The 18703-nt window shown below is 39.5% G+C and carries 21 protein-coding genes; 6 read left to right on the forward strand and 15 right to left on the reverse strand.

Annotated features, from left to right (window positions below; genetic code table 11):
- Positions 1–140 precede the first annotated feature (140 nt).
- Both ACRX5O_RS23825 and mscL read right to left on the reverse strand, forming a co-directional pair.
- On the reverse strand, positions 141–572 hold the full coding sequence (locus ACRX5O_RS23825; RefSeq protein ID WP_433908224.1) for a DUF4395 domain-containing protein: 432 nt from the start codon (positions 570–572) through the stop codon (positions 141–143).
- Positions 573–710: 138 nt separating this feature from the next.
- Complete coding sequence (gene mscL / locus ACRX5O_RS23830) at positions 711–1100, reverse strand: large conductance mechanosensitive channel protein MscL (protein ID WP_433908225.1); 390 nt, start codon at positions 1098–1100, stop codon at positions 711–713.
- Between the two features lie 258 nt (positions 1101–1358).
- Between mscL and desA the strand changes: the two genes are divergently transcribed.
- The gene (desA, locus tag ACRX5O_RS23835; RefSeq protein WP_433908226.1) at positions 1359–2411 is read left to right on the forward strand and encodes a Delta(5) desaturase DesA; all 1053 of its coding nucleotides are present in this window, start codon (positions 1359–1361) and stop codon (positions 2409–2411) included.
- A 35-nt stretch (positions 2412–2446) separates the two neighbouring features.
- Here desA and ACRX5O_RS23840 read toward each other — a convergent pair whose 3' ends face one another.
- Positions 2447–2788, reverse strand: a complete 342-nt coding sequence (locus ACRX5O_RS23840) for a cupin domain-containing protein (RefSeq protein ID WP_433908227.1) — start codon at positions 2786–2788, stop codon at positions 2447–2449.
- A gap of 151 nt (positions 2789–2939) precedes the next feature.
- Here ACRX5O_RS23840 and ACRX5O_RS23845 point away from each other — a divergent pair, with 151 nt between their 5' ends.
- Both ACRX5O_RS23845 and ACRX5O_RS23850 read left to right on the forward strand, forming a co-directional pair.
- Positions 2940–3362, forward strand: coding sequence for a nuclease-related domain-containing protein (locus tag ACRX5O_RS23845; RefSeq protein ID WP_433908228.1), 423 nt, complete (start codon positions 2940–2942; stop codon positions 3360–3362).
- An 8-nt stretch (positions 3363–3370) separates the two neighbouring features.
- A complete protein-coding gene (locus ACRX5O_RS23850) occupies positions 3371–3925 on the forward strand; it encodes a hypothetical protein (protein WP_433908229.1) in 555 nt (184 codons plus the stop codon).
- A gap of 263 nt (positions 3926–4188) precedes the next feature.
- Here ACRX5O_RS23850 and ACRX5O_RS23855 read toward each other — a convergent pair whose 3' ends face one another.
- Positions 4189–5307: an NAD(P)/FAD-dependent oxidoreductase gene (locus ACRX5O_RS23855; RefSeq protein WP_433908230.1), complete on the reverse strand. Its 1119-nt coding sequence runs from the start codon at positions 5305–5307 to the stop codon at positions 4189–4191.
- Between the two features lie 206 nt (positions 5308–5513).
- Between ACRX5O_RS23855 and ACRX5O_RS23860 the strand changes: the two genes are divergently transcribed.
- Positions 5514–6710, forward strand: coding sequence for an MFS transporter (locus ACRX5O_RS23860; protein ID WP_433908231.1), 1197 nt, complete (start codon positions 5514–5516; stop codon positions 6708–6710).
- Positions 6711–6726: 16 nt separating this feature from the next.
- On the opposite strand, the gene ACRX5O_RS23865 is transcribed toward ACRX5O_RS23860, so the two are convergent.
- From ACRX5O_RS23865 to ACRX5O_RS23905, 9 genes are all read right to left on the reverse strand, one after another.
- Positions 6727–7023 (reverse strand): 4a-hydroxytetrahydrobiopterin dehydratase, encoded by a 297-nt coding sequence (locus ACRX5O_RS23865; RefSeq protein ID WP_433908232.1) that lies wholly within the window; start codon positions 7021–7023, stop codon positions 6727–6729.
- A 12-nt stretch (positions 7024–7035) separates the two neighbouring features.
- On the reverse strand, positions 7036–7632 hold the full coding sequence (locus ACRX5O_RS23870; protein WP_433908233.1) for a class I SAM-dependent methyltransferase: 597 nt from the start codon (positions 7630–7632) through the stop codon (positions 7036–7038).
- Positions 7629–8918: a glycosyl hydrolase family 28-related protein gene (locus ACRX5O_RS23875; protein ID WP_433908234.1), complete on the reverse strand. Its 1290-nt coding sequence runs from the start codon at positions 8916–8918 to the stop codon at positions 7629–7631. Before ACRX5O_RS23875 ends, ACRX5O_RS23870 begins: the two co-directional genes overlap by 4 nt.
- Before the next feature lie 199 nt (positions 8919–9117).
- Positions 9118–9369 (reverse strand): YueH family protein, encoded by a 252-nt coding sequence (locus ACRX5O_RS23880; protein WP_433908235.1) that lies wholly within the window; start codon positions 9367–9369, stop codon positions 9118–9120.
- Positions 9370–9472: 103 nt separating this feature from the next.
- Positions 9473–11350, reverse strand: coding sequence for a molecular chaperone HtpG (gene htpG / locus ACRX5O_RS23885; protein ID WP_433908236.1), 1878 nt, complete (start codon positions 11348–11350; stop codon positions 9473–9475).
- Positions 11351–11580: 230 nt separating this feature from the next.
- On the reverse strand, positions 11581–12264 hold the full coding sequence (locus ACRX5O_RS23890; RefSeq protein ID WP_433908237.1) for a hypothetical protein: 684 nt from the start codon (positions 12262–12264) through the stop codon (positions 11581–11583).
- The gene (locus ACRX5O_RS23895) at positions 12264–13010 is read right to left on the reverse strand and encodes a hypothetical protein (RefSeq protein ID WP_433908238.1); all 747 of its coding nucleotides are present in this window, start codon (positions 13008–13010) and stop codon (positions 12264–12266) included. Before ACRX5O_RS23895 ends, ACRX5O_RS23890 begins: the two co-directional genes overlap by 1 nt.
- Entirely contained in the window at positions 12991–13887 is an 897-nt protein-coding gene (locus ACRX5O_RS23900; RefSeq protein ID WP_433908239.1) for an ATP-binding cassette domain-containing protein, read from the reverse strand. The genes ACRX5O_RS23895 and ACRX5O_RS23900 overlap by 20 nt, the downstream gene beginning before the upstream one ends.
- Complete coding sequence (locus ACRX5O_RS23905) at positions 13887–14255, reverse strand: GntR family transcriptional regulator (RefSeq protein WP_433908240.1); 369 nt, start codon at positions 14253–14255, stop codon at positions 13887–13889. Before ACRX5O_RS23905 ends, ACRX5O_RS23900 begins: the two co-directional genes overlap by 1 nt.
- A gap of 197 nt (positions 14256–14452) precedes the next feature.
- Here ACRX5O_RS23905 and ACRX5O_RS23910 point away from each other — a divergent pair, with 197 nt between their 5' ends.
- Positions 14453–14941: a hypothetical protein gene (locus ACRX5O_RS23910; RefSeq protein ID WP_119706639.1), complete on the forward strand. Its 489-nt coding sequence runs from the start codon at positions 14453–14455 to the stop codon at positions 14939–14941.
- Positions 14942–15449: 508 nt separating this feature from the next.
- Here ACRX5O_RS23910 and ACRX5O_RS23915 read toward each other — a convergent pair.
- Complete coding sequence (locus ACRX5O_RS23915; protein WP_119706638.1) at positions 15450–15668, reverse strand: DUF2922 domain-containing protein; 219 nt, start codon at positions 15666–15668, stop codon at positions 15450–15452.
- Positions 15669–15705: 37 nt separating this feature from the next.
- The gene (locus tag ACRX5O_RS23920; RefSeq protein ID WP_119706637.1) at positions 15706–15927 is read right to left on the reverse strand and encodes a DUF1659 domain-containing protein; all 222 of its coding nucleotides are present in this window, start codon (positions 15925–15927) and stop codon (positions 15706–15708) included.
- Between the two features lie 333 nt (positions 15928–16260).
- Between ACRX5O_RS23920 and ACRX5O_RS23925 the strand changes: the two genes are divergently transcribed.
- Positions 16261–18333 carry a peptidoglycan D,D-transpeptidase FtsI family protein gene (locus ACRX5O_RS23925; protein ID WP_433908241.1) on the forward strand — a complete coding sequence of 691 codons (2073 nt, stop codon included), beginning with the start codon at positions 16261–16263 and terminating at the stop codon, positions 18331–18333.
- Positions 18334–18703 lie beyond the last annotated feature (370 nt).

Genomic DNA, 18703 nt, shown 5'->3' on the forward strand with positions numbered 1-18703 from the left:
TTGTTTACATTTTATCATAATCACTGAGTACCCTCGGTTAGCAAAGCTCACTTTCAGCCCATAAATCGTATGACAAAATTCTCCAAAAATATAGAAATAGCCAAAAAAAAGGCAGCACTAGTGCTGACCCCTACCTATCCCTATTGTTGACTCTTCAATTTTCTGTACTGATACATTTTCCACTGATAATGAATAAAGCAACCGATACAAAAACCTAATAGGGCAACGGTCGCAGCAATCGCGACTAGTATCGTAAATATATACCCTACCACTGGCAGATTGAAGGCAAACCCAATAAAACCTACCCCTAAGCATAGTATGGCAATTTTTTGATTAAACTGCTGCTGCTCCCAATCTTCTTGCAGATACTTTGATGGTTCCTTTTTTAAAAACCGCTTCGCTACCTCCATGATTGGATTACTACGAAAAATAACTCCACATACACCTGAAAGTAGAGGAATTAATAAAATCCATTCCATATTTGTAACCCATGTTAGGATAACCGAGAGTACAATGATCGACTGATTGACTTGCACTAGTGGCTTTGGAATCGTACGAACTTCAGATGGCATCTATATCACACCTTATCTATAGGATTAGTTAGTAATTTATTTTACCTAATATCCAAGCATATGTATACAAATTAGCATGACACTAATAGAACGAAAAAATGACAAAAAAAACGATTGCCTCATAGCAATCGCTTCTTTTTATACACCCTTTTGTTGCTGTTGTTCCTTTAAGATATCACGAATTTCTGAAAGTAATTTTTCCTCTGTTGTTGGTGCCTTTACTTCCGATTTTACTTCTTGCTTCTTTCTAAACTTCTGTAATAATCTTATAAATAGGAAAATGGAAAATGCAATAATAAAGAAATCAACCACATTTTGTATGAATTGACCATATTTAATCGTTGCATCATCATATGTATATTCTAGCTTTGTAAAATCAAATCCCCCTAATAAGAGTCCTACAATCGGCATAAGGATATTGTCTACAAGTGAACTAACAATTTTACTAAACGCCCCACCAATTACCACCCCAACAGCCAGGTCAATCACATTTCCTTTTAAAGCAAACTTCTTAAATTCCTGCCACATTTTATGTCCTCCTATCCAAATGTATACATACAGACTAGTATATCTTGAAATAGGGAACGTATGTAAAAATATGCTCATGAAAAGCAATGTGTCTACATTTTTTCGAATTTTTTAAGGATTTCCCAGTAATTTCTTTTAAAATTTTTCTTGAAACATGACATTTGTCATGTCCTACTCTATACATTTATGCCTTTTCATGACCTACTCATAAACACTACAATTACAGTAGATAAATTTAAAACCTTGTAGGAGGCTTTTATGAGCAAGCAAAAAACGGCTGAATTAAGAAAAAGCGTAGTCCCTTTTGAAAAGTCAGATATGAGTAAAAGTATAAAACAAATGATTAACACATTTGTCCCATTCTTCGGTTTATGGTATTTAGCGTACGCGAGTCTTTCAATTTCTTACTGGCTAACGTTGCCACTAGCTATTGTTGCTTCTGGATTTGTGATTCGAATCTTTATCATTTTCCATGATTGCTGCCACCAATCGTTCTTTAAAAATCGTAAAGCAAATGCGATTATTGGTAACATCAGTGGGATTATAACGATGTTTCCTTACGAACAGTGGAAGCGAAGCCACAATATTCACCACGCAACAAGCGGAAACTTAGATAAGCGTGGCATTGGTGACATTTGGGTGATGACGGTTGAAGAATATTTAGCTGCTACACCAACTCAACGCCTTAAATACAGAATGTACCGTAACCCGTTTGTTATGTTCGTTCTAGGACCGATATTCTTGTTCCTTGTTACCAATCGTATCAATGTGAAAGATGCAAAACGTAAAGAGCGTCTCAACACTTATTTCAACAATATTGCGATCGTTGTGTTGTATGCGTTTATGATTTGGTTAGTTGGCTGGAAAGCATTCCTTCTTGTCCAGGCGCCAATTCTATTTGTTGCTGGTGCATTAGGAATTTGGTTATTTTACGTACAACATCAATATGAAGACAGCTATTTTGAACATGAAGAAGAGTGGAACTATGTGAAGGCAGCTGTTGAAGGAAGTTCTTATTACAAGCTTCCGAAGATCTTACAATGGGTGACTGGAAACATCGGCTTTCACCATGTGCATCATCTAGCACCTAAGGTTCCTAACTATAATCTTGAAAAAGCACATGAATCTACACCACCATTACAAAAAGCAACAACCGTTACTCTAGGTACGAGCCTTGAGTCCATCCACTTTAAATTATTTGATGATGTAAATAAGCGATTTGTAAAATTCAAAGACATTCAACATCTTCTCGAAGAAGGAAAAGCTAGCCTGCAATTAAGCGGGAAGCACCCTACAGCTGACGAGAAATAAAGAAGAAGGCTCACCTCGACAGGTGAGCCTTTTGGTTAGATTTCTTTTACATATCTTTCATCTGGAATCTTGTTTAGCATAACATACAAGCACGTATTGCCCTCACCATTCACGAAAGACATTTCCTCTTCCCCAGTAAAATGAATCACATCATGTTTGGATACAGCCAAGCTTTCTCCATCCACATGAAAGGTTCCTTCTCCCTCTACCACCTGAATAAACACATTTGTCCCAGGATGTTTATGAGCAGGGAGTGCTTGATTTTTTGAAAAGTTTAATACAAATACTGTACTCTCCCCTTCTTTAAAAATCACACGTTTCGTAAATTTCTCTTCATTATATTCGATAAAATTAGATAAGCTTTGTCGTTGCATCATTATCAGGTCCTTTCCTTCTGTATGAATCAATCATATCTTGTTACGTTCTATGTTGATGTGATTTGAATCAATCTTTTCGAGAAAACGGTAGAGGAAAATAGAGGGATTTTGTCGAATGCTTAGATCATGCTAATAGAAAGGAAGATGCCGATTGATTGTAAAAGAATTAACTGTTCCATTAAAGCTTCAAGCCGTACAGTGTTTAGAAAAAAGAATGTTTTCTACTCATCATAAGTATCCACAAATACTAGCTGACTTAACCAAACGAAAAGCCGGCTATTATGGTGAACGATCTCTCTGTTATTATTTTCATCAACTTCCCTTAACCTCTTTCCTCTTTCATAACCTTCGCCTCGAACAACATGAATCTATATTTGAGATGGATGTTCTCATCCTTTTTCCTACCTTTGCATTAATTATTGAAACCAAGAACATTATCGGAGAAATTCATTTTGACTCTCAATTCGGTCAACTCATTCGTACATGGAATGACAAAAAGGAAGCTTTCCCAGATCCAATAGCCAAGCACGTAGGCACCAGTCTTTTTTGGCAGATTGCCTTTTTCAACAACTAGGTTATAGCATGCCAGTAGAATACCTAATTGTAGTTAGTAATTCATCTACTATTATTAGTACAGATCCCGGAAAAGCTTATCTATTTAAGCAAGTCATTCACGCAAATAAGCTCCCTCTACGATTAAAGGAGCTTCAGTCAAAATATAAAACGGAGATGATGGAAACCTTACAACTTAAAAAATTAAGTAGAAAACTATTAAAGGACCATAAAGAAGCTGAATATGATGTATTAAAGAAATTCCAAATTCAAGAAAATGAACTGGTAAAGGGAGTTCAATGTCCGAGCTGTCAATTGTTTCATATGCAACGTAAAAAAGGTCGCTGGACATGCATGAACTGTGGCCATTCAGATCGCCTGGCACATCTTGAGGCGTTGCAAGATTATTCGTTACTAATTTCCCCTACGATAACAAATGCAAAATGTCGTGATTTCCTTCAAATTGACTCCCCTTTTGTCGCCAGCCACCTCTTAAAATCACTACATTTATCTGAAAGTGGAACCCTCAAAGGCAAAAAATATCATTTTTCGAAAAAAATGAAGCTCTTCTCTGAGAAAAAGTGAAAATATTTGTGATCCTGAGAATTTATTTGCGATTCTCAGGATTTGTTTGCGATCCTGAAATTTTATTTGCGATTCTCGGAATTTATTTGCGATCCTGAAATTTTATTTGCGATTCCCGGAATTTATTTGCGATCCTAAATTTTACTTGCGATTCCCGGAATTTATTTGCGATCCTGAAATTTCACTTGCGATTCCCGGAATTTACTTGCGATCCTGAAATTTTATTTGCGATTCCCAGAACTTATTTGCGATGTTCAAACTTATCAATCCCCAATCGCACCCTCCACCGAATAGCGGCTCACATCCAGCACGGTATCTTCTCCAAGAGCGAGCTTTGCGAGCTCTGCACCCAAAAACGGGCCGCTCGTCAGGCCAGAGGCTCCAAGTCCATTCGCGACTAAAACACCTTTTAATCCAGGAACCGTACCAATCACTGGTAGAAAGTCGGGGGTAAATGGACGAAAGCCCACTCTCGTTTCAACTACCGTCGCTTCCTCTAAGCCTGGAAACACCTCTAATGCTTTACCGATAATTTCATTTAACCCACCAGCAGTGACTCTCGTATCAAATTCTTTATTGTCTTCATGCGTTGACCCGACAACGACGTGACCATCTTCAAACGTTAATAAGTACTGATTATTCGGAGGCATGACAACGGGCCACTCGGAGGTGTCCACACCTGGTAACTCTAAATGGAGAATTTGCGCTTTTTGCCCCGAAACTTCAAAATTCACACCAACAGGCTCCAATACCTCTCGTGCCCAAGCTCCCGTCGTGACAAGCACTTGATCAGCCTCGAACCGCTCACCATCAACAACCACGCCACTCACACAGTTATCCTCACATACGAGTGAAGCATTCCCACTAACGTATTCCGTACCAAGCTGAACCGCAGCCTTTACTAATGCATCCCTTATGAGTCTTCCGTCTACCCTTGCTCCGCCAGAAACATAAACAGATCCATATCCTTCTGCAACGAGAGGAAACACCTCTTTTGTTTCTTCATAAGTTAGGATTTTCACCTCACCGATTTCAGGTGCATCCTCTCTCCGTTTTATGGCCCTATCTGCCATTTGTATCAGTTTTTCCTCATTTGTATGAAGGCTTAAGGCTCCAACTTTTCGATATCCCCTATTACCTACTTCATAAGAGGACAATTTTTCGACCAAATCAGGGTAATAACGCGCCCCGTGCTTCACTAACTCATACCATGCCTTATTTCGTCTTTGCGAAATCCATGGGCAAATTATTCCTGCGGCCGCATTCGTTGCTTGTCCCACCTCGGCACGGTCAACAAGGATCACTTTTACTCCTTTTGACGCTAAGTGAAAAGCAGCCGAAGCACCTAATATTCCTGATCCTAGTACAATCATTCTTCCCATTATGAACACCTATTTCCTATAGTAATATCATTAATATTACTAAACGTTCTTTATCGACTCAAATCCCGTGTAACTCAAAAGAATAGTAAATCGAAAAGTCATTGTCTATAATAGATTTATCACCATTTTTATGTAAAATCACACATATATTTAGATTAACGAAAAGACTATAGAAACGGGATATTCCCGAATGGGAGTGGATGGTTATGAGCACACCTCTTGCGGAAAAAGCTCCACCTACAGAAAAAGGTAAAGAGAAAATATGGACACGTGACTTTATTCTAATTTGCTTATCCAACTTTTTTGTTTTCCTTGGCTTTCAAATGACTTTGCCTACTATTCCATTATTTGTAGAAAACCTCGGTGGAAATGACCAGCTGATCGGAGTGGTTGTGGGAATCTTTACTTTCTCCGCCCTTTTAATTCGACCTTACGCTGGGCATGCACTAGAAAGTAAAGGGCGCCGATTTATCTATCTTGTTGGATTAGGAATTTTTGTCTTCTCCACTGGAGCTTTCGGTATTGCGGGAGGTCTTGTTTTCCTATTTATTTTAAGGATTATTCAAGGAGTAGGCTGGGGACTTTCAACGACTGCTTCAGGTACGATCGCAACCGACCTGATCCCACCAAAACGCCGCGGGGAAGGAATGGGGTATTACGGTCTATCTGGTAACTTAGCTCTTGCAATGGGGCCAACACTCGGACTTGCGCTTGTAGGTTATCTTAGCTTTACTGAACTATTCATGATTTGCGGAGTACTCGGTGTAGTTGCAATCGCCTTATCTTCTCGTATACGATTTAAACCCGTAGAACCAGGAACTACTTCCAATCATAAAAAGCTCGACCTTTACGAAAAGACGGCCTTGCCCCCTTCGATATTGCTTCTATTTATCACTGTTACGTTTGGTGGAATCGCCTCATTCCTCCCTTTATATACAGTGAAAAAGGGGATTGAAGGAATTGAATGGTACTTTCTTCTTTATGCCATTGCTCTTCTCATCTCAAGAACCTTTGCTGGAAAGCTCTATGATCAAAAAGGACATCGCTTCGTATTCCCGGCTGGTTCGATTATGATAATGGTTGCTATGATCCTGCTTGCCTGGGTTCCGAATAGCACGATCCTGTATTTAGCGGCCATTATTTATGGGTTAGGCTTTGGGACAGTACAACCAGCTCTTCAAGCGTGGAGTGTTCAAAATTCTCCTATTAGCAGGCGCGGAATGGCAAATGCTACCTTTTTCTCTTTCTTCGATTTAGGCGTGGGAATTGGTGCGATCGTGTTCGGACAAATCGCTTTCTATTTAGACTACCATAGCATCTACATAGCATCAGCCATTTCTGTATTTATTGCAATCCTGCTTTACTACACCGTATTTGGGAGAGAAAAGGCGAGAGCGCATTAAGCACTCTCGCCTTTTCTTATTCCACAAATTGATCGTAAATCTCATCAAAGATTCTTGCCATTTCCATATCTAGCGAAGTAAGGCCGCCTGCGTTCCACGAGCTAAGTTTAATCGTTACTACTTTATAATCAATCGAGATAAAGGGATGGTGATTACGCTGTTCCGAATAATTAGCTAGCTCACTCACAAAGGATACACCGGTTAAATAGTTTTGAAATCGATATCTTTTGCTAATCCACTTACCCTCGTCCCATTTCCATCCAGGCAAATTTTCCACATATGTAATGATTTCTTGTTCAAGCAATTTCTCCACATATATTCCCCCTTAAAAAGCTAAGCCATAAATAGAAAATCTCTCCAACGGATTTCCTTGTGAACAAATTACCTCAGATGTCAGCTGAAACATGCCCATACTTTCTAAGAAGTCGATATACTCTTCACTTGCATAGTACAAAATCAGCTTTATTTCTCGATAACTCTCCTCAACCGATTGAAGGATACGATGAATTATATTCCGAAAAATATGAATAGAGAACGGATTAAAAAAGTAAAAAATATTATCTTGCTTGTGGATCGGGTATTCCTCTGCAAAACCAAAGAAAAAGTGAATAGCATGGTCTGAGCTATACTTTTTTCGGTAATTTTCTCTATTTTCCAAAGCAAGCTGATAATACTCCTCATTCATCTCTACACCAGTTACTGTTGCTCCTGTATGGTGATAAAGAAAGAAATTCAGCCTTCCTTTTCCACAACCAAAGTCAACGATACGGTCAGCTGGTTTGAATTCATGCTCACTGATTAATTGTTGAAGATGCAAATATGGGGTAGCTTCATAACGGTGAAATTGCAATGACTTGTAAAAGTTGAGTTGATCACCCGTTGTGACGATATGTAAGGTCTTATCAATATCCTGTTCTCTCATGTTAGCTCCTCTGGTACGTAAAATTCACCTTTTATCCCACCTGCATGATAAAAACCGTCTATATAGATTTTATTAAGGAGAACCTGTTTCGCTCGATACTGAATAGCTATAACAGGGTGTCCCCCAAAATCATAGGTGGGGTCTCCAAGGACAGTGAATTGGTTCACCACTACATTACGGAATGCGGATATCACCAAAGCTCTTGGAGTTGACACTTCATACAATGAAGTAAAGATAGGAGCAATAGCAACCAGATTCATGGCTTTTATGTTATAGGCTGTTTTTGACTCTGGGTCATCGCCTTTATGATGACCGATATGCCGAAAGTTGAAGGCACGATTATCATGAACCGACAGATGTCCAATAATGGTGACATTTGAAGCAGCAGAAGCATTGTGATGAGCCTTGATTTCCACTCCACCAAAGCATCTAGTTGTTGTATTGTTCGCAAGCCACACGTATCTGGAGCCATCATCTATTTCAATGCCATTGGAATTGGAATAGCCAGGTTCATGTGCTCTTCCACTCGGATCACACATATGCGATTTCGATATAAATATATAATCACTATGATGAGTGGTAATCCCGTCATCTCCAAATCCATATCCATTTAATTCATCGAGCCAGATATACTGACTTCTCCCCGGACCAATGAATCCGTCTTTTATGTAATAGTAGAGAGTGGAAGAAACGTCAAAAGCATGTAACCCTGCATGAATCGCTTCTACCTTCCTTACCCACCCATACTTAACATGGGCAAATGTTAAGCAACTCGATCGATTGTTTCCACTCGCCGTTCTTTCATCGCTCGGTAGACGTTTGACATTCCAATCAAGGGTCATTCCTTCCACATAAATATGGTGATTCCCACTTATGTGATGTTTATTGGTGATAAGAATGGCGGATTTTTGGGCGGCATGATGGAGTTTTAGCGTTGTTTTCCCCTTTCCTGCCCCAACAAGGATGGTGTTGGAGGGAAGTTTTATTCCTTTTGTGACAAATACACCTTCAGGAATGATGATCTTACAGTTCCCTCGTCCGATTGCTTTTCGAAAAGCATTTGTATTGTCTGAAACCCCATCACCAACTGCCCCATAGTCAACCACATTTCTTTCGTTCTTTATCTCATTTTGAAGTTTGTGTAATTCGACGTCTAAATCTGGAAGCCACGAGGGGATAGCCTCCCCCTTTTCAGTTATGATGGTTCTCATTTCATTTATTGAAGGACTAGGATAGACGGCAACTTTTTGAAAAAGAGCATCCGTCTCTTCAATCAGTTGACCCAAAGGGGTTGAGTATCTTGACCAACTCCGAATCAACTCAGGATTTTGCTCTGGATTATGATGTGTTGTTAGGTGAAGCAGAACCTGTCACCTCCAGGTGAAGATAGTTTATACCTTCATAGTAGTACACCCCTTCATACAATAACAAGGATTGGGTGCAAAATTGGGGGAATGAATGGGAGATTTCTTAGAAAGGCATTTCTTATTTTTTAAAGAACTGCCTTTCTAATAATTTAACAATGTCCTTCGCTAAACTTTCTGCATTTCCTTCAAATAATTGAAACATTAATGATTGCAAAATATGTTGGAAGTGACTTTCCTTTGACCCATGTGCCGGCAAAAAGACAGACCAGTGTATTTCAGGTATCGCCACAATAAATCCTTCGGTATTTAGTTTGTTCATATATACATCTGTCACTTTATCAGAAGAGTGAATAGGCAATTGAAAAATCATCCTTTATTACCACCTTTCTCCACCTTTTCTATATATTTAGTGATAGGATGCAATTTTTTGAGGGTATAAAGAAAGAGCACTCTAATTGAGTGCCCTCCCTTTCTTACACCATAATTTTGCAAATATCGTTTGTAAATTCTACTGGATCTTCAATTGGTAATCCCTCAATGAGCAATGCCTGATTGTAGAGGAGCCCTGTAAACAAGGTGAGCTTGTCCTTGTCATTAGCAAACGCATCCTTTAAGGAAGCAAAGACTTCGTGGTTAACGTTGATTTCTAACACTTTGTCCGCTTTGACATTTTGGCTATTTGGCATCGCTTGGAGAACTTTCTCCATCTCAATAGAAACGTCTCCTTCAGTTGTTAAGCAAACGGGATGTGATTTCAGACGCTTGGATACTCGTACGGCCTTTACCTTTTCTCCAAGGGCAGATTTCATGTATTCAAACAGTTCTTGGTTCTCCGTTTGTTCTGCCGCCTCTTTTTCATCTACTTGCTCTTCAATCCCCAAATCACCACTTGAGACTGACTTGAATTCTTTTTCCTTATAATTCATAACCATACGAATCGCAAACTCATCAATGTCGTCTGTGAAGTAAAGAATTTCATAGCCTTTATCAGCAACAAGCTCAGTCTGAGGAAGCTTTTCAATACGCTCCACTGACTCACCTGATGCATAGTAAATATACTTTTGATCCTCAGGCATTCTTGAAACATACTCATCTAACGTAACAAGCTTCTTTTCCTTTGATGAATAGAACATGAGGAGATTCTGAAGCGTCTCTTTATTGCTTCCAAAATCGCTATAAACTCCAAACTTTAGTTGGCGGCCAAAGGATTGGAAAAATGCTTCGTACTTTTCACGGTCATCCTTCAACAAGCTTTGTAGCTGACCTTTGATTTTGTTTTTAATGTTTTTCGCAATTAGTTTTAATTGACGATCATGCTGTAACATTTCTCTCGAGATATTGAGTGATAAATCTTCTGAATCAACCATCCCTTTAACAAAGCTGAAATAGTCCGGTAATAGATCCGCGCATTTATTCATGATAAGAACACCGTTTGAATAAAGCTCCAGCCCTTTTTCATACTCCTGCGTGTAGTAATCAAATGGAATTTTTTCAGGAATATATAACACCGCATTATAACGAACCGCACCATCCACGCTTATGTGAATATGCTTTAATGGTTTATCAAAGCCGTAATGTTTTTCAGCGTAAAAGTTTTCGTAGTCCTCTGTTGTTAATTCGTTTTTGTTCTTTCTCCAGATCGGCACCATGCTATTAATGGTTTGCTCTTCTGAATAATCTTCGTATTCCGATTCACTGCCTTCTTTTAAACGTCTGCTCGTGGTATCCATTTTAATTGGGTAACGAATGAAGTCTGAGTACTTTTTAACAATTGATTTGAGACGATATTCTTCTAAAAATTCATCGTAGTTATCGTCTTCTGTATTTTGCTTAATGGTAAGGATGATTTCCGTTCCCACTTCACTTTTTTCATACGACTCAATCGTATAACCATCCGCACCTTGCGATTCCCACTTATAAGCCGTGTCGCTTCCTAGTGATTTGGTGATCACCGTAACCACATCTGCCACCATGAAAGCAGAATAAAACCCAACACCAAATTGACCAATGATGTCGTGACCATCCTTTAGCTCATTTTCAGATTTAAAGGCAAGTGAGCCACTTTTAGCGATTACCCCAAGATTGTTTTCAAGTTCTTCCTTGGTCATACCAATTCCGGTATCCGTAATCGTTAATTTTCTGCTCTCTTTATCAGCAGCTATTTTTATAAAATAGTTGTCTTTGTCAAAAGTGATGTTATCGTCTGTTAAGGCACGATAATAAATTTTATCAATCGCATCACTTGCGTTTGATAACAACTCACGTAGAAAAATTTCTCGATGTGTGTAAATGGAGTGAATCATCATGTCTAACAATCTCTTTGACTCTGCCTGGAATTGCTTCTTTTCCATTCAAAAATCCCCTCTCATCAATCAATATATGTAATCCCTTTAGCACTCTACCACACAGAGTGCTAATCACTATTTAAATATCACACAAAAGCCACCCCTGTCAATCATTTAGCTGCCAAATTCAGGTGACAGACACCGTCCGTGGACAAAATGCCCCTTTTTGTCCACGAAGGGTGTCTGTCACCGCTCGTGGACACTTTGACCCGTTTTGTACGCCTGAGGTGGACACTTTAGTTGACGTAAAGTGCTTCGCCTTCTATTTTTAAACCTATAGGAGCTTTTATATACAATACGTCCATTCCAATGTTGCCGTAAGAGCTATTTGAAAACCATTCAACCCCTTCTGCGGAGAATTGTTGAAAGGGAAATCCATTTGAAATCTCAGCAAGTTTTATCCCTACATGAGATGGATTTTTGATTTCAAGTTGGTTGCCTTGCATCTCTATATTGACGGCACCTCTTTTTTCCGTAAGATCCATTCCGTTCACAATGGTTTTTCCAGCATAATGAGTAACCTGAATTTCATTCCCGATATCCGGGCTTTTCTCTATAAACACTTGAACTGAATAATCATTAATAGGAGTAATGCCAAGCTCGTCACTCGTAAATGGAAAAGTCCACTTCTCTACAACATCTAAGCCGTTCTCCTCTTCAAAGGTACCTCTAAACGCCTCATTCATCACCTGATCCTGAAGCTTCATACTCTGTTCCACTTCCTCTTCTGACATCACTTTTAATGAAGTGCTATTCATAGGTAAAAGCAAAGAAGCACCAGCTAGCAGAATCAGCAAACCTACGTAACCAAGAAGTAGTAATCTTGTAGTTTTCATTCCGATCCATGCCTTTTTCTTCGATTTGGACAGTTGCGAAACGACTGCAGCGATTACCAAGATTAGTAGAATAATTGCTACCATTACACCCCCACCTCCAAACGATTTCCTAACATACATGCTCCTAGAAAAAATAAAACGGAAGTGATGATACTCTTAACAGTGAATAGAAGAAACGAAGCCTCAAGTACATAAAATCTACCTATATCTACTAATAAGTCGCCTTCTCCCCCTAAGTACGCCTGGATTGAAATGACCACAATAAGTAAAACAGGAAGTAAAAACGCGGCTATCTTATTCGTTTGAGCTAGCATTCCAATAAAATAACCAACGCTCGCGAACAATAGAATATATAGAAAAAATCCTACTAATCCCTTAAATGCATCTAACACCGAAATCTGATCTACCGCAATAGAAGGTGTTCTCAAAACCTGTGTAACAAGTAACCTTAAAACATACGTTGTTAAAAGCCCTGTAATGGCGGCGATCCCACTGGCTGTCGCGAGAAACAATACATTTGCATAATTGCTCACCTGTCGAGTCGCAATAAAATTAAAGTCATCATATCTATGCTGCTTTGTGGTCAGTGAGATCCCGTTTGAGAAAGCCCAAATCAAAGTAAAAATAGCAACCAAACTACCACTATAGGTTCTCACATCGTAACTAAAAGTACCGGCACTTCCTCCCATTGAGCTCGTTCCGCTAAAAGAAAATAACATCCCAAGCACTTGGATAAACATAAGAGAGGTAAAAACACCTAAATAAGCCTGCAGTTTATAGCGATACTGTTTTAAAATAACGTCACGAACATTAATCTCTGTCAAATACATGATCAATCCCTCCCTTAGACTTGCTTGTTATATACATACATAAATCACTAACTGAAACAGGTGACAGCTCAAGCCCTAGCAACTTTGCTTGTTGCTGTAATTCTTCCCCGCGCTTCACTACAGCATAGCTCTGATCAATTCCAACTGCTTGTTGAAAAATAATATCATCATTTATCAATAACTCTTCCACTATGGAAGTTCTTCCGGTAACACCAATCGCGTATTCTTTCAAATTCTCCACACTTTCATGAAGATGAACGGCCCCTTCTTTTATCAGCAAAATCTCCTCGAAGAGTTCCTCCATCTCATTTAACAGGTGACTTGATATGACGATCATCCGTGGAAAGGCTAAATAATCTTTTAAAATGGCTCGGTAAAAATCTTTTCGAACGGCCGCATCCATTCCTGTGGTTGGTTCATCAAATAAGGTTAGTGGTGCTCTGGTCGACAGTCCCATAATCGTGTTGAACGTGCTTCTCATCCCTTTTGAGAGACTAGCATGGTAGGAATGTTGCGATATAGAAAAGTAATCTAAAAGCCGGTTGGCTAATTCTCGATTCCAGTTTGGATAGAAGCTTTCGGCTGCCTTTAGAATTTCCTCTAAAGTGAGGGCAGGATTGAAGGTTACTTCATCACTCATAAAAATGGTGTTAGCAGAAACTTTTAAGCTATTAAATGGTTCTTCCAAAAAAACGTTTATCTCCCCAGATGTTTTTTCAAGAAAGCCTGCCATTAGTTTTAATAGAGTGGACTTACCAGCTCCGTTACGACCAATCAAGCCTATGATCTTTTCACCCTCTAGAGAAAAAGAAACACTTCTTAAAGCTTGATTCCTTCCATATGTTTTTGACAGGTTCTTGCATGCAACGATATTCATTACTCCTCCCCCTCCTTTTGAATCATCTCCATTAGTTCTTCCTTACTTACTCCTAATTGACGGGCTTCTCTAACCGTTTCCTCAATTAGCTCCTTCAGTTTGGTATTTATTCTTTTTGTGAGGATGATCTTCTTTGCATCTACAGCCACAAACATTCCAAGCCCTCTCCTTTTGTACAAAATGTCTTCATCCGCTAACAAATTCAACCCTTTTGCCGCCGTAGCAGGATTGATGTTGAACATTTCCGCCAGCTGATATTGAGAGTAAATCTTTTCGTCAGGTCGAATGGAGTCACTTAATATCTCCCCTTCTAGATACTCAGCAATTTTTACATAAATGGGCTTCATACTATTTGAGTTTAAGATCACGTTCCTCACCTCCTATATTCACATGGTATGTTAGTGCATTACTGATGTAGTGTACTATATATGATATAAATGGAAAAATCAAGCATATTTAGTTGGCAACTTAACTTTTTGCGACTTTATTCATTTTTTATTTTTACCGTCCATATAATGTAATGAATGTATTCGAACTAGAAAAATGACAGCTTGGAGGAGACCGCATGAACGAGTTTCTCGAAACAATGCAGCGAAAGCTTGGGGAATTAAAAGATCAATCATGGACGGTGGAAAGCCTGCTCGATAAAATTGCGACTGGTACACCTATTCGTATGTCAGAAGAGCTCGTCAACCGCCTGCTACATCTTCAGCCATTAGAAGGAACCTCCAATTTACAATGTTCGTTTGAAGGGGAACATCTGGTTTTAACAGGAAATACAAAGGTGATGCTCGTACCTGTTCCATTCCGACTTGAACTGAAACCTATTATGGCAAAAGGAAGACGGATACAGTTTGAGGTAGTCGACTTAAAGCCGAGTCTAAAGGAATCGATGAAAAAGAAACTCTTAAAGGATGCGGACGGGGTAACGTACGAGGATAACAAGCTCACCATTAACTTTAATGACATTGAAGTCGTTCGAGACATACCGTTCGGAAAATTAGCTGGTGTAAGAATTAAAGACAAAGTCCTTTGGTGCAAAATCGTTATGTAGTAAGAAAAGCGCAAGCGCCCTGGTCAGCGCACGACAGCCCTGGAGCGCTCCAACTGAGATAAAGGAAAGTGAAATGCGGAAGTACCTTGCTCAGCCCTGACAGGCATAAGACGAATCACGCAGGAAGGCCAGCCTTCCGGAGGGATTTGGCTTATGACCCCGAGGAGCTAGGTACTGAAGCTGGACAACACGAAGAGCCAGAGGCGATTCGATGTTGACTTATCGTAGGGCGGAGAGCGAAGGACACTAGGCGCTAGGGCGCTGGAGCTAGACAATTCTCAAAGTCGAAAATCTTATACTTTCTTATCTTTTAAGAAAAGCGCAAGGCGCCCGCCTACCGGCGACAAGCACAAGACCGGCCGGCTGGAAAGGTTTGTTCTTTAACCTTTTTGGTCGGATTGGCTTGTGACCTCGAGCCGATGGCGCCTGGAGTTGGACACGAAAACTAAGTAGAAAATTTTATCAAAGAAAAAGAGAGTCGGTCAATTTCAACCGACTCTCTCTTATTTTATGCTAGTTCATAAGGTGTCACATTTCTCTCAATTACTCTAATGCCTTTAGGGGAAACCAGCTGTCCCTTAGCACTATAAAATGCATTTGAAGCAACAATTTGATCCATCGCAACCTTAACAGCAGCCGCATCAACAGGTTCTTTTGGAGATTCCATACTAATGGTTGTTGTTTCACCTGTTTCTGTTATGAATTGTAATTCTAATGTTTTGGCCAATTTACTCACCTCCTAATGATTAATCACTCATCTTCATTTACGCGTTTACCAACTCAAAATTGTCAGCTCGTTCAATGTTCACTACTGGTAGTGAACAAAGACTTGCTAATGCTTGACCCGCTTGAAAAAGTTGATCCGCAGTAGCCTCCTTACGTACATTACTAAATGTCTTCGTTTTAATGATTACTTCTCCTTTTGAGTTCAGTCCATTTTCAAACAATACTTTAAGCTTTGTATCCATGATCATCGCCTGTGCCATCTCTATCACCTCCTCTCACCTTCTATATAGAAAGAAAAGAGGCATTTGGACAGGTTGTTTATAATTTTTTTATTTATCCTCAGGTTTTGTTCTGGCTAAAGCTCATTATTGTGGATAATGTGCATAACTTTGTTTATGAATTGTGGATAATGTGGATTATTTAAGTTGTATACAGCTTATTAACAACATTTTCACAATAGTAATCCACAACATGTGAATAACCTGTTAATTAGTCGAAAAATTGAAACTTTGTTGTTATTAAGAACGTCATAGATTATGATAAAAATAGAAATATATACCAATAGAGTCGTTCCCTTCTAAGGAGTGAAGTTCATGAAGAAAAAAGCCAGCAAACGGAGGCATGTTCCCTTACGAGTAAACCTCCTATTTTTTATTGTCTTTGTCTTATTCGTCATCCTAATTGTGCGCTTAGGTACCGTGCAAATGGTTCAGGGGGTAGCCTACAAGGAAGAACTCGAAAGCACAAATGAAATTGTTGTAAGTCAACCTGTTCCACGCGGAAAAATGTACGACCGAAACGGAAAAATAGTAGTAGATAATATTGCTCAAAATGCGATTACATACACAAACTGGGGAGCCAGTCAGGAGGAAATGTTAAAAACAGCAGAAAACCTCTCCGAACTAATCAAGATGGATACAAAGAAAGTGCGAGATCGGGACAAAAAAGATTATTGGATCCTAAAAAATCCTTTATTGGTTAAAGAGAAAATTTCCAAATCCGAAGAAGAGGCAATGAGGGATTCAACAGACAGCGAAAAAGAGTTTAACAAAAAATATTATGACACTTTGCTTGAAAGGATCACTGCTGAAGATCTAGCCTCTCTAAAAGAGAAAGATATGCAGGTCATTGCCATTTACCGTGAATTTGCAAGTGGGTACGAGTATACCCCTCATCTCGTCAAAAATGTTGGTGTAACAGATGAGGAATTCTCAAAGGTTAGTGAGAATCTTAACTTTTTACCTGGCGTAGACACGGTTACGGACTGGGAGCGAACGTATTCATTCGAAAATACCTTAAAAACGATATTAGGAAAAACCACTACAAGTGAAGAAGGGATACCAGCAGAACAGCTAGATTACTATCTCTCTCGTGGCTATAGTAGAAATGATCGTGTCGGAAAAAGCTATCTTGAATACCAATATGAAGATGTTCTTCGCGGAAATAAATCCAAAATAAAATACTTAAAAGACAAAGCAGGAGATATTGTAGGAACGGTCCCCGTATCCGATGGAACGCGCGGCAAGGACCTCGTACTGACCGTTGATATGGACTTACAGCTAGCAGTTGAAAAAATACTTGAAGAAGAGCTTCTCTCTACCAAACGGGGATTTGGTGGAACAAAGTTTCTTGACCGTGCATTTGTTGTTTTAATGGATCCAAATACCGGTGAAATCCTAACAATGGCCGGAAAGCTTTTAGCTAGAAGCGAAGAAACAGGAAATTTAGAAGTCCAGGACTTCGCACTTGGCAACATTACCACCTCCTATAATGTCGGATCCTCTGTGAAGGGAGCAACCGTGCTTACGGGATACCAAACGGGGGCTATTTCTCCTGGTGATCCCCTTTACGACGGACCACTTTCCATTAAAGGGACTCCCGTGAAAAAATCTTGGAGAAATATGGGCTCGATTAATGACTTGTATGCATTAGAGCAATCCTCTAACGTGTATATGTTCCGTACCGCAATAAAAATTGGAGGAGCACAGTATGTACCAAATGGTCCATTAAGCTTAGCTCCAGACACTTTTTCAAAAATTAGAGATTCCTTTGCCCAATTTGGCTTAGGTGCAAAAACAGGAATTGACCTACCAAATGAAATGACCGGATTTAAAGGGCCTTCTACTTTGCCAGGTTTTGCACTTGACTTAGTCATTGGACAATACGATACATACACAACGATGCAGCTTGCTCAGTATGCCGCAACGATTGCTAACGGAGGCTACCGCATCCAACCGCATATTGTGAAGGAAATCCGTGAGCCTGGTACGACTAGTGATAAGCTTGGTCCCGTTTACAAAGAAATACAACCAAATATTATAAATCGGGTAAGCATGAAAGATGAATGGATCGAACGAGTTCAAACGGGTTTCCGCAGAGTCATGACCTCCGGAACAGGAGCTAAAGCCTTTGGTTCTGCACCTTATAGCCCTGCAGGAAAAACAGGTACCGCACAATCCTTCTATGACGGACCGGACCGTGATCAGTACCCTAAGAATGCACCACCTGAAGTGATGAATGTTAGCTTAATCAGCTATGCCCCATCTAGTAACCCCGAGGTAGCAATGGCCGTCATTGTTCCATGGGTATACACAGGAGACACTGGCCCCTCCCCGAACTTAACCATCGGGCGAAGAGTACTAGATACGTATTTTCAGATGAAATAGAATGAACTCCCGCATTGTGGCGGGAGTTTTTTTAGTTTTGAAGTAGAAAGTTAATTTATCTGAGCTGTGTGGGGGAAGTTTTGCCCTTTCATAACGAATTTTTGGTTGTTTTAGATGGATTTTTAATAAATTGAATGTGATTCTGGAGATTTACTTGCGATTCTGAGATTTTATTTGCGATTCTCGGATTTTATTTGCGATCCTGGGAATTTATTTGCGATTCTCGGATTTTATTGATTAGGTCCGTATAATTGTGTAAAAAGAATAGAGTCATTTTATTCTCTCTTGGCTACAATGTTTAACAACCACGATAAACATAGAAAAGAGGAATAAAAATGACTCATTTACAGTTTAACCTAAATATGGATCT

The sequence above is a fragment of the Robertmurraya mesotrionivorans genome, from assembly GCF_050971805.1.
GTDB lineage: Bacteria > Bacillota > Bacilli > Bacillales > Cytobacillaceae > Robertmurraya_A.

Bases quoted from the DNA above. Each gene is read 5' to 3' on its own strand.
- ACRX5O_RS23825 (WP_433908224.1), bottom strand. From the start codon at position 572: ATGCCATCTGAAGTTCGTACGATTCCAAAGCCACTAGTGCAAGTCAAT.
- mscL (WP_433908225.1), bottom strand. From the start codon at position 1,100: ATGTGGCAGGAATTTAAGAAGTTTGCTTTAAAAGGAAATGTGATTGAC.
- desA (WP_433908226.1), top strand. From the start codon at position 1,359: ATGAGCAAGCAAAAAACGGCTGAATTAAGAAAAAGCGTAGTCCCTTTT.
- ACRX5O_RS23840 (WP_433908227.1), bottom strand. From the start codon at position 2,788: ATGATGCAACGACAAAGCTTATCTAATTTTATCGAATATAATGAAGAG.
- ACRX5O_RS23850 (WP_433908229.1), top strand. From the start codon at position 3,371: ATGCCAGTAGAATACCTAATTGTAGTTAGTAATTCATCTACTATTATT.
- ACRX5O_RS23855 (WP_433908230.1), bottom strand. From the start codon at position 5,307: ATGGGAAGAATGATTGTACTAGGATCAGGAATATTAGGTGCTTCGGCT.
- ACRX5O_RS23860 (WP_433908231.1), top strand. From the start codon at position 5,514: ATGAGCACACCTCTTGCGGAAAAAGCTCCACCTACAGAAAAAGGTAAA.
- ACRX5O_RS23870 (WP_433908233.1), bottom strand. From the start codon at position 7,632: ATGAGAGAACAGGATATTGATAAGACCTTACATATCGTCACAACGGGT.
- ACRX5O_RS23880 (WP_433908235.1), bottom strand. From the start codon at position 9,369: ATGATTTTTCAATTGCCTATTCACTCTTCTGATAAAGTGACAGATGTA.
- htpG (WP_433908236.1), bottom strand. From the start codon at position 11,350: ATGGAAAAGAAGCAATTCCAGGCAGAGTCAAAGAGATTGTTAGACATG.
- ACRX5O_RS23890 (WP_433908237.1), bottom strand. From the start codon at position 12,264: ATGGTAGCAATTATTCTACTAATCTTGGTAATCGCTGCAGTCGTTTCG.
- ACRX5O_RS23895 (WP_433908238.1), bottom strand. From the start codon at position 13,010: ATGTATTTGACAGAGATTAATGTTCGTGACGTTATTTTAAAACAGTAT.
- ACRX5O_RS23900 (WP_433908239.1), bottom strand. From the start codon at position 13,887: ATGAATATCGTTGCATGCAAGAACCTGTCAAAAACATATGGAAGGAAT.
- ACRX5O_RS23910 (WP_119706639.1), top strand. From the start codon at position 14,453: ATGAACGAGTTTCTCGAAACAATGCAGCGAAAGCTTGGGGAATTAAAA.
- ACRX5O_RS23920 (WP_119706637.1), bottom strand. From the start codon at position 15,927: ATGGCACAGGCGATGATCATGGATACAAAGCTTAAAGTATTGTTTGAA.
- ACRX5O_RS23925 (WP_433908241.1), top strand. From the start codon at position 16,261: ATGAAGAAAAAAGCCAGCAAACGGAGGCATGTTCCCTTACGAGTAAAC.